This is a genomic window from Actinokineospora sp. UV203, assembly GCF_056323665.1.
The window spans coordinates 2,878,680-2,890,730 of record NZ_CM150484.1; the positions used below are offsets into that span (position 1 = coordinate 2,878,680).

The 12,051-nt window shown below is 69.2% G+C and carries 11 protein-coding genes; 4 read left to right on the forward strand and 7 right to left on the reverse strand.

Translation table 11 applies throughout. The annotated features are described in order from the left end of the window. Nucleotides 1–53 precede the first annotated feature (53 nt). On the forward strand, nucleotides 54–1,193 hold the full coding sequence (locus ACUZ2Y_RS13440) for a glycosyltransferase (RefSeq protein WP_476330656.1): 1,140 nt from the start codon (nucleotides 54–56) through the stop codon (nucleotides 1,191–1,193). A gap of 195 nt (nucleotides 1,194–1,388) precedes the next feature. Here ACUZ2Y_RS13440 and ACUZ2Y_RS13445 read toward each other — a convergent pair whose 3' ends face one another. After that, the gene (locus ACUZ2Y_RS13445; protein ID WP_476330659.1) at nucleotides 1,389–2,198 is read right to left on the reverse strand and encodes a class I SAM-dependent methyltransferase; all 810 of its coding nucleotides are present in this window, start codon (nucleotides 2,196–2,198) and stop codon (nucleotides 1,389–1,391) included. A 190-nt stretch (nucleotides 2,199–2,388) separates the two neighbouring features. On the opposite strand from ACUZ2Y_RS13445, the gene ACUZ2Y_RS13450 reads away from it, so the two are divergent. Continuing rightward, the gene (locus ACUZ2Y_RS13450; RefSeq protein ID WP_476330662.1) at nucleotides 2,389–4,605 is read left to right on the forward strand and encodes a proprotein convertase P-domain-containing protein; all 2,217 of its coding nucleotides are present in this window, start codon (nucleotides 2,389–2,391) and stop codon (nucleotides 4,603–4,605) included. A gap of 56 nt (nucleotides 4,606–4,661) precedes the next feature. Here the strand turns inward: ACUZ2Y_RS13450 and ACUZ2Y_RS13455 are convergent, their stop codons facing one another. From ACUZ2Y_RS13455 to ACUZ2Y_RS13465, 3 genes are all read right to left on the reverse strand, one after another. Continuing rightward, a complete protein-coding gene (locus ACUZ2Y_RS13455) occupies nucleotides 4,662–5,276 on the reverse strand; it encodes a maleylpyruvate isomerase family mycothiol-dependent enzyme (RefSeq protein WP_476330664.1) in 615 nt (204 codons plus the stop codon). Nucleotides 5,277–5,303: 27 nt separating this feature from the next. Next, nucleotides 5,304–5,591, reverse strand: coding sequence for a hypothetical protein (locus ACUZ2Y_RS13460; RefSeq protein ID WP_476330667.1), 288 nt, complete (start codon nucleotides 5,589–5,591; stop codon nucleotides 5,304–5,306). Between the two features lie 68 nt (nucleotides 5,592–5,659). Then, the gene (locus tag ACUZ2Y_RS13465; protein ID WP_476330670.1) at nucleotides 5,660–6,280 is read right to left on the reverse strand and encodes an L-threonylcarbamoyladenylate synthase; all 621 of its coding nucleotides are present in this window, start codon (nucleotides 6,278–6,280) and stop codon (nucleotides 5,660–5,662) included. A gap of 190 nt (nucleotides 6,281–6,470) precedes the next feature. Between ACUZ2Y_RS13465 and ACUZ2Y_RS13470 the strand changes: the two genes are divergently transcribed. Beyond that, nucleotides 6,471–6,650 carry a hypothetical protein gene (locus tag ACUZ2Y_RS13470; RefSeq protein ID WP_476330672.1) on the forward strand — a complete coding sequence of 60 codons (180 nt, stop codon included), beginning with the start codon at nucleotides 6,471–6,473 and terminating at the stop codon, nucleotides 6,648–6,650. A gap of 49 nt (nucleotides 6,651–6,699) precedes the next feature. On the opposite strand, the gene ACUZ2Y_RS13475 is transcribed toward ACUZ2Y_RS13470, so the two are convergent. Next, nucleotides 6,700–7,875 carry a winged helix DNA-binding domain-containing protein gene (locus ACUZ2Y_RS13475; protein WP_476330675.1) on the reverse strand — a complete coding sequence of 392 codons (1,176 nt, stop codon included), beginning with the start codon at nucleotides 7,873–7,875 and terminating at the stop codon, nucleotides 6,700–6,702. 272 nt (nucleotides 7,876–8,147) lie between these two features. Here ACUZ2Y_RS13475 and ACUZ2Y_RS13480 point away from each other — a divergent pair, with 272 nt between their 5' ends. Beyond that, nucleotides 8,148–9,698 carry an FAD-binding oxidoreductase gene (locus tag ACUZ2Y_RS13480; protein WP_476330678.1) on the forward strand — a complete coding sequence of 517 codons (1,551 nt, stop codon included), beginning with the start codon at nucleotides 8,148–8,150 and terminating at the stop codon, nucleotides 9,696–9,698. A 221-nt stretch (nucleotides 9,699–9,919) separates the two neighbouring features. On the opposite strand, the gene ACUZ2Y_RS13485 is transcribed toward ACUZ2Y_RS13480, so the two are convergent. Both ACUZ2Y_RS13485 and ACUZ2Y_RS13490 read right to left on the reverse strand, forming a co-directional pair. Continuing rightward, nucleotides 9,920–10,531, reverse strand: a complete 612-nt coding sequence (locus ACUZ2Y_RS13485) for a DUF305 domain-containing protein (protein WP_476330681.1) — start codon at nucleotides 10,529–10,531, stop codon at nucleotides 9,920–9,922. Next, on the reverse strand, nucleotides 10,528–11,982 hold the full coding sequence (locus ACUZ2Y_RS13490) for an LVIVD repeat-containing protein (RefSeq protein ID WP_476330684.1): 1,455 nt from the start codon (nucleotides 11,980–11,982) through the stop codon (nucleotides 10,528–10,530). The genes ACUZ2Y_RS13485 and ACUZ2Y_RS13490 overlap by 4 nt, the downstream gene beginning before the upstream one ends. Nucleotides 11,983–12,051: the final 69 nt, after the last annotated feature.

Below are 12,051 nucleotides of genomic sequence, written 5' to 3' on the forward strand. Positions count from 1 at the left end.
GCGGTTGGAAAAAAGCCGGCGAAGGTCGCTTCGGCGCACGTACTGTCGGTGCGGTGCATGTCTTGTTCTCCAGCCTGCCCAGCCATGGCCACACCTACCCGCTGCTCCCCCTGGCGATCGCGGCCAAGGAGCACGGCCACCGCGTCACCTACGCCACCAACGCCTCCTTCCACCCCGTCCTGACCTCGCTCGGCTTCGAGGTCGTCGACGTCGGCACCACGATCACCGACGCCTTCAACCAGGTCACCCAAGGCTCGCGGCCCGATTTCAGCGACGCCGAGGTGATGGGCGAAGTGGTGAGCAGCGTCTTCATCTCGGTGCTCGCGCGCGGCATCGCCGCCGATCTTCGCCCGGTCCTCGACCGCGAGAAGCCCGACCTGGTGCTCTACGAAGCGGGCAGTCCGGGTGCCGGGCTGGCCGCCAAAGCGGCGGGCATCCCGGTGCTGTGCCACGCCTTCGGCCGTGGCGCCCTGGGGGACACCTTTCCCGGCTTCCTCATCAAGAACGCCGAGTTGGCCGCGGAACTCGGGGTCGACTACGACCCGGCCGGGCCGTTCCCCGACCCGTACCTCGACATCTACCCGGCTTCCTTGCAGGACAAGGAGTTCCTCGCCTTCCCCAAGCGGATCCCGCTGCGCCCGGTGGCCTTCACCGAGCCGGGCGAGCTGCCCGCGTGGGTGGCCGAGCACGACCAGCCCTTGGTGTACCTGACCCTGGGCACGGCGTTCGGCCAGGCGGGGGTGCTGCGGACCGCCATCGACGGTCTCGCGACACTGCCCGCCCGGGTGATCGTCGCGGCGGGCCCGACCGTGGCGATCGCCGACCTCGGCACGGCGCCGGACAACGTGACCGTGCTGCCGTGGGTGCCGCAGGCGGACTTGTTGCCGCACACCGATCTCGTCGTGCACCACGGCGGCAGCGGCACCACGCTTGGGGCCCTGGCCGCCGGTGTCCCGCAGCTGTTCATCCCGCAGGGCGCCGACCAGTTCGTCAACGCCGACGCGGTGACCGAGGGCGGCGCGGGTCTGCAGCTCGTCGGCGAGGCGATCACGGTCGAGGCGGTGGCGGCCAAGGCGGCCGAGCTCCTGGCCGACGGCACCGTCGCCGCGCGGTCACGCGAGGTCGCCGCCGAGATCGCCACCATGCCAAGCCCCGCCGAAACCGCCGCCACCCTGGAAACCCTCGGCGCCTGACCCCACCCTCGCGAGTCGCCCCGCCAGGCAAGTGAGTCGCCCCTTCCGGCGAGTGAGTTCGACCTTCGTGCCCGCGCGAATGTCGAACTCACTTGCCTGGCGGGGCGACTCACTTGCCTGGCGGGGCGACTCGCTTGCCTGGCGGGGCGACTCGCTTGCCTGGCGGGGCGACTCGCGGCCGTTCGACCCGTCGGACTACATCGTCGGCTCGTCCGCCGACCGGCAGGCCGAGATGACGTAGTAGTCGATCAGGCCGTCGCGGTAGGAGCTCAGCCAGCGCCGGGGCCACTCGCCCTCGGGCACGCCGAGCTGGGTGATCCAGCGGTCCAGTCCCGGCCAGACGTGCTCACCGATCGAGGTGACCCGGATGTCGTCGAAGCCCGCGGCGCTCAGGTGGCCGACCACTTCGGGGACCGAGTGGTCGCGGTCGACGCCGGAGGTGAAGGTGTCCAGCCGGGCCGCGAGTTCGCCGCGGCGGTCCGCGGTCGGGGCGAAGAACGTGCTGACGGCGAACCGGCCACCCGGCCGCAGCACGCGGAACGCCTGCGCGGCGAACGCGCCGATGTCGTCCATGTGCTGCGCGGCCTCGATGGACACCGCGACGTCGAAGGTCTCGTCGGGGAACGGGAGGTCGTCGGCGGCGCCCTGGCGATAGGTCAGCCGCTCCCCTTGGGCGTGGGCACTCGCGCGGGCGACCTGGTCCGGGCTCAGGTCGACGCCGTGCAGTTCGCGCGGGCCGAATTCGGCGAACGCCCAGGCCGCGCCGACGCCGGTACCCGAACCGATTTCGAGCACCGCGTCCCCGGCGCCGACACCCAGCCGCTCGAATACCAGACGATAGAGCGCGAACTGGCTTTCGACTCGTTGTTCGACGGTTATCGGCTGGTCCGCCGCCAGGTCCTGCCAGAATCCGAAGTTGATGAATCCCCCCGCGAAGACGGGCAGCGAACTCAGATCGTCTTCGCCGTACATCCGGGCCCTGAGCACCGGAGCGTCATCAGTCATGACTCCATGTTGCCATAAGGGAATGTTCCCATTTAACGGTTAACAGTTATATCCGTCGCAAATTTTGAGGTCTTTCCAACAGGCTTCCCGGGTGGCATTATGCACGGGCGAGCAGCTCCATTGTGGACGCGGGGATAGCCGACCGCGCCTTTCATGCTCGTACCCCCTGCACAGTAAGGAATCGGCATCAATGACGCGCATCCGAATGCGAAGCAAGGCGTCCAGAGCAGCTTTGCTCGCCGTAGTCGCGACCGCCGGTATCGCCGCGGTCTCGATCCCTGCCTACTCCAGTGAAGCTGACGTCACCATCCAGAACGCGGACGCCCCCGGCGCCGTCCCCGACCGCTACATCGTCAAGTTCAAGAACGGCGCCCGCGGTGCCGTGAGCGCCATGTCGGCCGACAAGGCCCGCAAGCACGGCGGCGCCGTCCGGCACAACCTGGAGATCATCAACGGCTACTCGGCCACGATGACCGAGGAGCAGGCCAAGAACGTCGCCCGCGACGCCGACGTCGCCTCCGTCGAGCAGGCCCAGTACATGGTCGCCCTCGACACCCAGCCCAACCCGCCCAACTGGGGCGACGACCGCATCGACCAGCGTGACCTTCCGCTGGACAAGTCCTTCACCTACCCGACCAACCCTGGTCAGGGCGTTCGCGTGTACGTGCTGGACACCGGCATCAACGCGAGCCACACCGACTTCTCCGGCCGCGTCACCGCCGGTTACGACTTCGTCGACAACGACTCGACCCCGCAGGACTGCCAGGGCCACGGCACACACGTCGCGGGCACCGCGGCGGGCACGGTCTACGGCGTCGCCAAGAAGGCGACCATCTCCGCGGTCCGCGTGCTCGGCTGCGACGGTTCCGGCAGCAACGACGGCATCCTGGCCGGCATCAACTGGGTCAAGAACAACGCGGTCAAGCCCGCGGTCGTCAACTACAGCATCGGCTGTCGCTCGCGCTGCTCCAACACCACCATGGACAACGCGGTGAAGTCGCTGATCGCCAGCGGCGTGCAGTTCATCCAGGCGGCGGGCAACTCCAACGACGACGCCTGCTACTACAGCCCGCAGCTCGTCCCCGAGGCCATCACCGTCGGCAACAGCAACCAGCAGGACCAGCGCTACAACGGCACCGGTCCCAGCAGCTACGGCTCCTGCCTCGACATCTGGGCGCCGGGCACGAGCATCGTGTCGGCGTCGCACTCCAGCAACACCGGCACCGCGACCATGACCGGCACGTCGATGGCCTCGCCGACCGTGGCGGGCGCGGCGGCGGTGTACCTGGGCCTCAACACCTCGTCCACCCCGCAGCAGATCCGCGACGCGCTGGTCAACAACGGCTCGACCGGCAAGCTGACCGGCATCAACGCCGGTTCGCCGAACGTCTTGCTGTACACCGCGTTCATGAACGGCGGCGGCACGACCGGCGTCACCGTGGCGAACCCGGGCAACCAGAGCGGCACCGTGGGCACCGCGGTCAACAAGACCAACAGCGCCTCCGGCGGCACCTCGCCGTACACCTGGTCAGCCACCGGCCTCCCCGCCGGACTGTCGATCAGCGCCTCGACCGGCACCATCACCGGCACCCCGACCGCGGCGGGCACGTCCAACGTGACCATCACCGCCACCGACAGCTCCAGCCCCACCAAGTCCGGCTCAGCTTCATTCACCTGGACGATCGGCACCACCGGCGGAACCTGCTCGGCAGTCACCAACACCACCGACTTCGCCATCACCGACAACACCACCGTCGAAAGCCCGGTCACCGTCACCGGCTGCACCGGCAACGCCTCAGCCACCGCCAAGATCGACGTCAACATCGTCCACACCTACATCGGTGACCTCACCGTCTCGCTCATCGCACCCGACGGCACGGCCTACGTCCTGCACAACAAGACCGGCGCGGACACCGACAACCTCATCACCTCCTACACCGTCAACCTCTCCGGCGAGACCGCCAACGGCGACTGGAAACTCCGGGTCAACGACTCCGGCCCCGGCGACACCGGCAAACTCGACACCTGGACCCTCAACACCGGATCCAGCGGCGACGGCGGCAGCTGCGCCCCGGCCGGCAACGGCACCAACGTCAACATCGCCGACAACACCACGGTGGAAAGCACGATCACGCTGTCCTGCACCGGAACCGCCTCGGCGACCAGCAAGGTCGACGTCGCGATCGTCCACACCTGGCGCGGTGACCTCGTCATCGACCTCGTCGCCCCGGACGGCACCGCCTACCGGCTGAAGAACTCCTCAAGCAGCGACTCAGCCGACAACGTCAACGCCAGCTACACGGTGAACCTGTCCTCGGAATCCCGCAACGGCGCATGGAAACTGCGCGTACAGGACGTCGAAACCAACGACACCGGCTACATCGACAGCTGGACCCTTACCAGCTGATCCACCTGATACGGAAAACGCCCGGCGAGTGCCCTCGCCGGGCGTTTTCCGTTGTCCTAGAAGAACATCCGCAGCTCGCTGGGCACCAGGCCGGTCAAGTCGGCCTCGGCGAGTTCGGGCCTGCGGTTCGCGGTGATGCGGAACAGGCCGGCTACATCGGTCTTGAGGACACACTCCGCACTCGCGTCCGGGTCGCCGAGGCGCAGGGACCGGCCGTCGGTGAGGTGGACGTCGGTGGGCGGGATTTCCCGGGTGACGCTGCGCTGGACCAGGATCGTCATGGCGTCGTCCGCACCGGCCGACGAGTAGGCACCCGGTTCCCCCAGCGCCTCACGGATGTCGCCGCCATGCACCCACTCGCCGAGGGCGACGCGGTGGATCTCCGGGCTGGCGGCGCCGAGTTCATAGGCCTTCTCCAACTCGGCGATCACGTCCGCGAGCGGCAGGCCGCGACGGGCGTCCACATCGGCTTGGTTGGCCTCGGGCGAGAAGTCGTGCAGGTCGCCGGTGGCCACGCGGGTCAGGGCGGTCGCGCAGTGGGCGATCACGTCGCGGACCGACCACAGGTCGCACACTGTGGGGTGGTCGAACGCCTCGTCGGGGGTGCGCCGCAGGATGGGCAGCAGGGCGTCGCGTTCGGTGAGCAACAGGCGGCTGTAGACATCGGTCATGTGTCCATCCTGCACTCTCCCGCGTGGTCAGGGCTCGCGATAGCGGCGGTGGAACGACATCCGGTCCACCACCTCGAACCCGTCGCGGGCGAACACCAGGTACGCCGACGGCCGCACCTCCCGCGACCCGCCGCCGTCACTGAGCACCCCAACCGGAACGTCCTCGCGCCGAACGGCGAACCGCACGTCCGAGCCGATCAGTCCGCGCTCGCGCAGCCTGCGGACCCACACTTCCATGTCCGTCAGCGCGGACGGCTCCGAATAGCACAGCGCCTGCACCGGAACCGGCCACGGGTGGTACACCTTGATCATCATCAACCCCCCGGCATCAACTCTCCCCACCACCGAGGATACCAGAGTGTTCGAACATGTGTTCGACAAGATCACTCGAACCTGGAGACGTCTCCCGCGCCGACTCGGATGATCTCCGGCTCCCCCTGCGAGAAGTCGATGACCGACGTCGGCACGGTGCCGCACTCGCCGGAATCGATCACCGCGTCGACCACGTGATCGAGCCGCTCCTTGATCTCCCAGCCCATGGTCATCGGCTCCGGCTGGTCGGGAAGCAGCAGCGTGCTCGACAGCAGCGGCTCACCGAGCTCGGCCACGATCGCCTGGGTGACGACGTGGTCGGGGATGCGCACCCCGACCGTCTTCTTCTTCGCGTGCTGCAGCCTGCGCGGGACTTCCTTGGTGGCGGGCAGGATGAAGGTGTAGCTGCCCGGCGTGGACGCCTTGATCGCCCGGAACACCGCGTTGCCGACCTCGACGAACTGGCCCAGCTGGGAGAAGTCCTGGCACACCAAGGTGAAGTGGTGGCGGTCGTCGAGGTCGCGGATCTCGCGGATGCGGTCGATCCCATCCTTGTTCCCCAACCGGCAGCCGAGGGCGTAGCAGGAGTCAGTGGGGTACGCGATCAGGGCGTCGGCGCGCAGAAGGTCGACGATCTGCGTGATCGATCGGCGCTGAGGATTGTCCGGATGCACGTCGAAGTACTTCGCCATTGAGAAAGGGTATCGGTGGCTGCGACATGGCGCGGCTCGGTCGCCTTCAGGTGACGGTCCTCGCGGCGCGTCAGCCGTTTTCGAGCTGCTGGCGAAACTCTTCGAGGCGACCATGCGATAGGAGGTGCGGTTCCACTTTCCTCCAGTCGCACCCGGCTGTGCGGAACCGCAGGCCACCCGCGAGGTCGCGGTGGCGTTTCGAGCCGCGCGCCCGGAGGGCGCGACGTTCGCCGAGTTCACCCAGCTCACCGGCAAGGTGTACGCGATGGAGATCGTCGGCCCGTTCACCCTCCCGGGCCTGAAGGTGAAGATCGAGCCCGGCCGGACCACCTGCCCCGCTCCCCCGGCACCCACCGCGCCGCCGAGCTAGGCGGCGCCATGCGGACAGGAACAGGCACCCGCCGCGAACGCGCCAAAGATCAAACCGCGAGCAACTCCCGCTCCAGAGGAGTCGGGAAGCGGGAACGCATCCGAACCACCCCAACCAACTCAGCCAACCGCGCGGCCTCAGCTGCCACCAAAGCCGAGGCCGATTCCCCGATATCCTCCAGCAACCGGACAGCGATCTCCCCGTCCGGCCGATGAGCCCACCCACCCACGACCCGACCATCCCAGAACACAGTCGGCCCAATATTCCCCGACCGGTCGAACAACCGGTCCGAGTGCTCCCCGAGGTACCAATCCCGCTCGGTCCACCCCATGGGTGTCGGATCCAACGCGGGCAGCAAGACCGGCCGAGGCGCGGGTTCGGCCACCGGTTCCAGGTCATCGGCGAGAACGACCCCAGTGCCGTGGTCGAGCTCCACCGACTCCGCACCCACCTCGGCAAGCGCCTTCCGGGTGTCGCCGAGTGTCCACCCGGTCCACCATTTCAGGTCCCCGACCGTCGCGGGCCCGAACACCCGCAGCCACCGACGCGCCAGTTCCGCACGTGCTTCGAAGAGGTCGATCTCAGGTAGGCCATCGGGGAACCACGAGGTCATCGGCGACCACCGATACTGCGTCGAGGTCCACGACCCCAACGGCCTGCCGCGCACGATCATCCCGTCGGCGGCGAGCAGGCCGAGCACCCGCGACGTGATGTTCTGCTTTGCCTCATAAGGCTTTCCGGGCGCCATCAGCAGCGACGTGCGCAGCCGGGGCTCGTCGGCGGACAGCTCAGCCGCGCTCGCCTCACCCCGCGCCGACAGCGCGGCGAACGTGGCCTGCTCGACGTCGCGCAGCCAGCCCGCGGTGTCGGTCGCCACCGCGGCGTCCGCGAGCTGTTTGACCAGTCTGCGCCGCTCGGTCGCGGCCACCGCCCGGCTGCACGCCGACTGCACCACCGGGGCGAGCGCCCGCGGCACGACGAACACCGTGCGGCGCATGCCGAGCATCCGGACCATCGTCTTGCGGTCGTGCAGCGCTTCGGTGATGGTGTCCGGGTCGACCGCCATCCGGGCGAGCACGGACAGGTACACCGTGCAGGGATCGGTGGCGTGCAGGGCGACCAGTGCCTCCGCGACGTCGGTCGGGTCGGCCGAGGGAACGGGCGCCGCCAGACCGTGTCGCAGGCTCAGTCGCGCGCGTCGCTCGGAATCCGGGATTCGCCGCATCGCCGAGACCCTACTCGGACTTCCGACCACGTCCACACCGGACAAGCATTGACGTCCTCCGCGTCCTACCTCGCCGGATCGGTCGGCGGGGACCCGCTGTCGACCATCCACCAATACTTCGAACAACAGAACCGGCCCACGTGAGCAGTCTCCGACCCTCCCATCCTCGGGCGCTCACAGGCACTTCCACACAGGCCTGCACCCCCGACCAAAAGCCAGAGCACTAGTTCGCAAACCGGTAGCTTGGCCCGGTCGACGAAGGGCGGGGCACGATGACCAGGTCATGGTGGGGCTGGGGCAACAACGAGGACGCGCTCGGCGGCCCGGAGCTGACAGCGCTCACCGATCGGGTCGCCGGTCTGCTGCCCGGTGCGGACCTCACCGACCACGAGCCGCCGAGGGTCGCCGACCTGGACCTCCGAGAGCCCAGGGTGCGCCCGCCGGACGCGCTGGCCGACATCTGCTCGACCGACCCGACCGACCGCGCGGCCCACGCCCACGGCAAAGCCTTCCGCGACGTCGTGCGAAACCTGCACGGCGAACTGGCCCACGTGCCCGACGTGATCGCCCGACCGCGAACCGAACAGGACGTCGTCGACCTGCTCGACTGGTGCACCACGGCGAGGGTCGCGGCGATCCCGTTCGGCGGCGGGAGTTCCGTCGTCGGCGGAGTCGAACCCCGCTTCGACGGCCCGGCGGTGACGATCGACCTCGGCGGACTGGACCAGGTCGTCGAGATCGACCGCACCAGCCGCGCCGCGCGCATCCAGGCGGGCGTGTTCGGCCCGCACCTGGAGGACCAACTCCGCCCGCACGGCCTGAGCCTGCGCCACTTCCCGCAGTCCTTCGAGTTCTCCACCCTCGGCGGCTGGCTCGCGACCAGGGCGGGCGGGCACTACGCCACCCTGCACACCCACATCGACGACCTCGTCGAGTCGACGCGGGTCATCACTCCCAGCGGTGTCAGCGAATCCCGGAGACTGCCCGGGTCCGGCGCGGGCCCTTCGCCGGACCGGCTGTTCCTCGGCTCCGAAGGCACCCTCGGCATCATCACCGAGGCGTGGATGCGCCTGCAGGACCGGCCGACGCACCGGGCGAACGCGTCGCTGAGGTTCGCCGACTACGCCTCGGCGGTCGCGGCCACCCGGGCGGTCGCCCAGTCCGGCCTGCACCCGGCGAACTGCCGCCTGCTCGACCCAGCGGAAGCCTTCCTCAACGCCGGAGTGACCACCGGCGGCGGCGTTCTCGTGCTGGGCTTCGAATCCGCCGACCACCCCGTCGACAGCGCGTTGGCCCGGGCGGTGGAGATCTGCCAGGACCACGGCGGCGAAGTCGCCGAGGGCAAGAAGAATCCGGGCGCGGACTGGCGGAGTTCGTTCCTGCGCATGCCCTACCAACGCGACTCCCTGGCCCGCCGCTCAATGATCGTCGAAACCTTCGAGACCGCTTGCACCTGGGACCGCTTCGAGTCGCTGCACGCGGCCGTCACCACCGCCGCCACTGACGCGATCCGCCAGATCGCCGGAGTCGGGTTGGTGACCTGCCGATTCACCCACGTCTACCCGGACGGCCCGGCGCCCTACTTCGGCATCTACGCCCCCGGCACCTGGGGCCAGACCGTGGCGCAGTGGGACGAAATCAAGACAGCGGTATCGGACGCCTTGGCGGCGAACGGCGGAACGATCACCCACCACCACGCCGTCGGCCGCGACCACCGCCCTTGGTACGACCGCCAACGCCCGGACCCGTTCGCGGCGGCACTGACCGCGGCGAAAGCGGCGCTCGATCCCGCCGGGATACTCAACCCCGGTGTGCTGATCTGAGCCGGGCACGACAAGGCCGATCACCAACGGCAGGCAACCGACCCGACCACTACGGGCGAACCACCCAGACAGGCCCGCCCATGGTCCACATCTCAAGGGAACGCCTGAGGTCTTTCAGGCGTCTGAGGGACACACCGCGTGGACCCGCCCCACGGTTTCCACGCGGTGGGTGAACCCTGGTCGCCGTGCCCGCCCCCAGCAGGCACGGCGACCAGGTCGTCTCACCGACCGGCGCCCGCCGTCAGCAGGCCCGAGAGCACACCCATCTCCTTGCGCTGCTCCGCCACCATCAGCCGGGCCTGGGCGCGGACCTGCGGCAACGCGGCGTCGCGCACGGCGATGGTCGCCATCTCGACCCCGCCGGTGTGGTGCCTGATCATCAGCCGGATGAACCTGGCCTCCAGCTCGGCGCCGCTCAGCCCGGCCAGTTCGTCGAGTTCGGCCCGCGACAGCAGACCCGGCATCGGCGCGTCGGCGTCGCCGTGGTCATGTTTGCCCGCCATCCACGCCATCGGCTCCGTCTCGGAGACCTGCGGCGCGTCCCAGGCCGACAGCCACCCCTGCATCAGCCCGATCTCACGCTGCTGGGAGTTCTCGATCGTGGCGGCGACGGTCGTTGCCGACGGACCGAGCCTGCCGCGCACCAGGCCCGCGAGCTCCAGCGCCTGCTGGTGGTGGACGATCATGTCCTGGCTGAACCCGATGTCGACCATGCTCGGCGCCGCGGGTGGGCGCGGGGGCGCGGGGGCCAGCAGCACGCCGCCCGCGGCACCCACCGCGATCCCGGCCACGACCAGCGCGATCGCGACCAGGAGCACCCGCATCCGGGTCATGACCGCGGATACGCGCCGTTGGTGAACCGCAGCAGCATGGCGCCGTTGTCGTCGCAGTTCACCCAGAGGCGGTCGCCGTCCAGGCGGGGCGGCGACATGCACCAGTCAGCGGTCATATCCACCGGACCAAGGTAGCCCGCCGGGTCGCCGACGTTGCCATTGGCGGCGTCGGAGAGCGGCTGACCAGGCACGAAGGCGTGCGCGGAGTTGACCAGCTCGGCCCGCTTGCCGATCTGCGCGGGCGGGTTGAAGTAGGCGATCTCGCGTGGGTTCATCAGGTCGCGGATGTCGAAGACGCGGATGCCGGACTGGGTCCAACCGCACGCCATCGTGGTCGGGTCGACGGTCCGGTCGAGCGAGCAGTAGTGCGCCTCGTAGCCGAAGATCCCGTTCTTCGCGGTGTCCTTGGCGCGCAGCGGCATGTTCTCCGGCCGGTTGATCTCCAGCTTGAGCTTGCGCACGATCCGCGGGGCCCGCTCGTCGGAGATGTCGACGATCCGGGCGCCGCCGGAGGCGAACTCGTCGACCGCCATGTAGTACGGCCTGCCGTTCTTGGTGAACGGCATCGCGTGCTGGGTGACGCCGCCGTCCTCCCAGGTGGTGTCGGCGATCCGGCGCAGCCTCGGGAACAGCGCGCGGCTCTGGATGTCGCTGCTGTCGAAGATCGTGATGCCCGCGGGGACGGCGCTGGCGACGTAGGCGCGGTTGCCGTCGGGGCTGAAGCCGAGCCCGTGGTTGGTCAGGCCGGTGAGTCCGTTGAAGATCACCCGCGGCAGCACGGGGTTGCTCATGTCGAGCGCGGCGATGGTGCCGGGGCCCGCTCCGGTGGTCCAGTACGTGCGGCCGTCAGGCGACCAGGCCGCCTCGTGGCCGGGGAAGAACCCGGGGATGGTGAGCGTCGTGCCGAGGACACCGTTGAGGAGGCGGGGCTTCGCGCAGTCGGTCTTCACGTCGTAGACGGAGACGAAGAAACCACCGGTGCCGGGTCCGACCGACACGGCGGCGAGCAGGCCGCGGCCTTCGTGCACCTTGAGCGTCTCCCACGTGCCGCCGAGCGTGGCCGCGCTGACCAGCGACGTCGACAGGCGCGGGTTGGCCGGGTCGGACATGTCGATGACGTTGACGCCCTTGACCCTCGCGGTCAGCGCGCTCGGGATGAGCGTGCCCAGGTACTGGCAGTGGCCGTAGGACGCGCCGACGGTGGCCTGCCCCTGCCCTTGGAACCGGCTGATCATCTCGAGGTTGCAGGAGTAGCCCTGGGCGCTGCGGCCGCTCTCCCGGTCGGCCAGCGGCACCTGCCCCTGCACCCCGGTCTCCGGTGCGGACCCCGGGCCGCAGTCGGCCCGCGCGACCCTCGTGTCCACCTCGCTCGCGCCTGCCTCGACGTTCGGGACGACCACCAGGGCGGCCACGGCGATCACCGCGGGAAAGGCTCGCACGATTCTCTTCATCGAGAACTCCCATCGAGGCAGGGTTTCCGCGAAGCTACTGGCGAGTTAAATAAGAGTCAAGAGAACTGG

Bases quoted from the DNA above. Each gene is read 5' to 3' on its own strand.
- ACUZ2Y_RS13445 (WP_476330659.1), bottom strand. From the start codon at position 2,198: ATGACTGATGACGCTCCGGTGCTCAGGGCCCGGATGTACGGCGAAGAC.
- ACUZ2Y_RS13450 (WP_476330662.1), top strand. From the start codon at position 2,389: ATGACGCGCATCCGAATGCGAAGCAAGGCGTCCAGAGCAGCTTTGCTC.
- ACUZ2Y_RS13455 (WP_476330664.1), bottom strand. From the start codon at position 5,276: ATGACCGATGTCTACAGCCGCCTGTTGCTCACCGAACGCGACGCCCTG.
- ACUZ2Y_RS13460 (WP_476330667.1), bottom strand. From the start codon at position 5,591: ATGATGATCAAGGTGTACCACCCGTGGCCGGTTCCGGTGCAGGCGCTG.
- ACUZ2Y_RS13465 (WP_476330670.1), bottom strand. From the start codon at position 6,280: ATGGCGAAGTACTTCGACGTGCATCCGGACAATCCTCAGCGCCGATCG.
- ACUZ2Y_RS13475 (WP_476330675.1), bottom strand. From the start codon at position 7,875: ATGCGGCGAATCCCGGATTCCGAGCGACGCGCGCGACTGAGCCTGCGA.
- ACUZ2Y_RS13480 (WP_476330678.1), top strand. From the start codon at position 8,148: ATGACCAGGTCATGGTGGGGCTGGGGCAACAACGAGGACGCGCTCGGC.
- ACUZ2Y_RS13485 (WP_476330681.1), bottom strand. From the start codon at position 10,531: ATGACCCGGATGCGGGTGCTCCTGGTCGCGATCGCGCTGGTCGTGGCC.
- ACUZ2Y_RS13490 (WP_476330684.1), bottom strand. From the start codon at position 11,982: ATGAAGAGAATCGTGCGAGCCTTTCCCGCGGTGATCGCCGTGGCCGCC.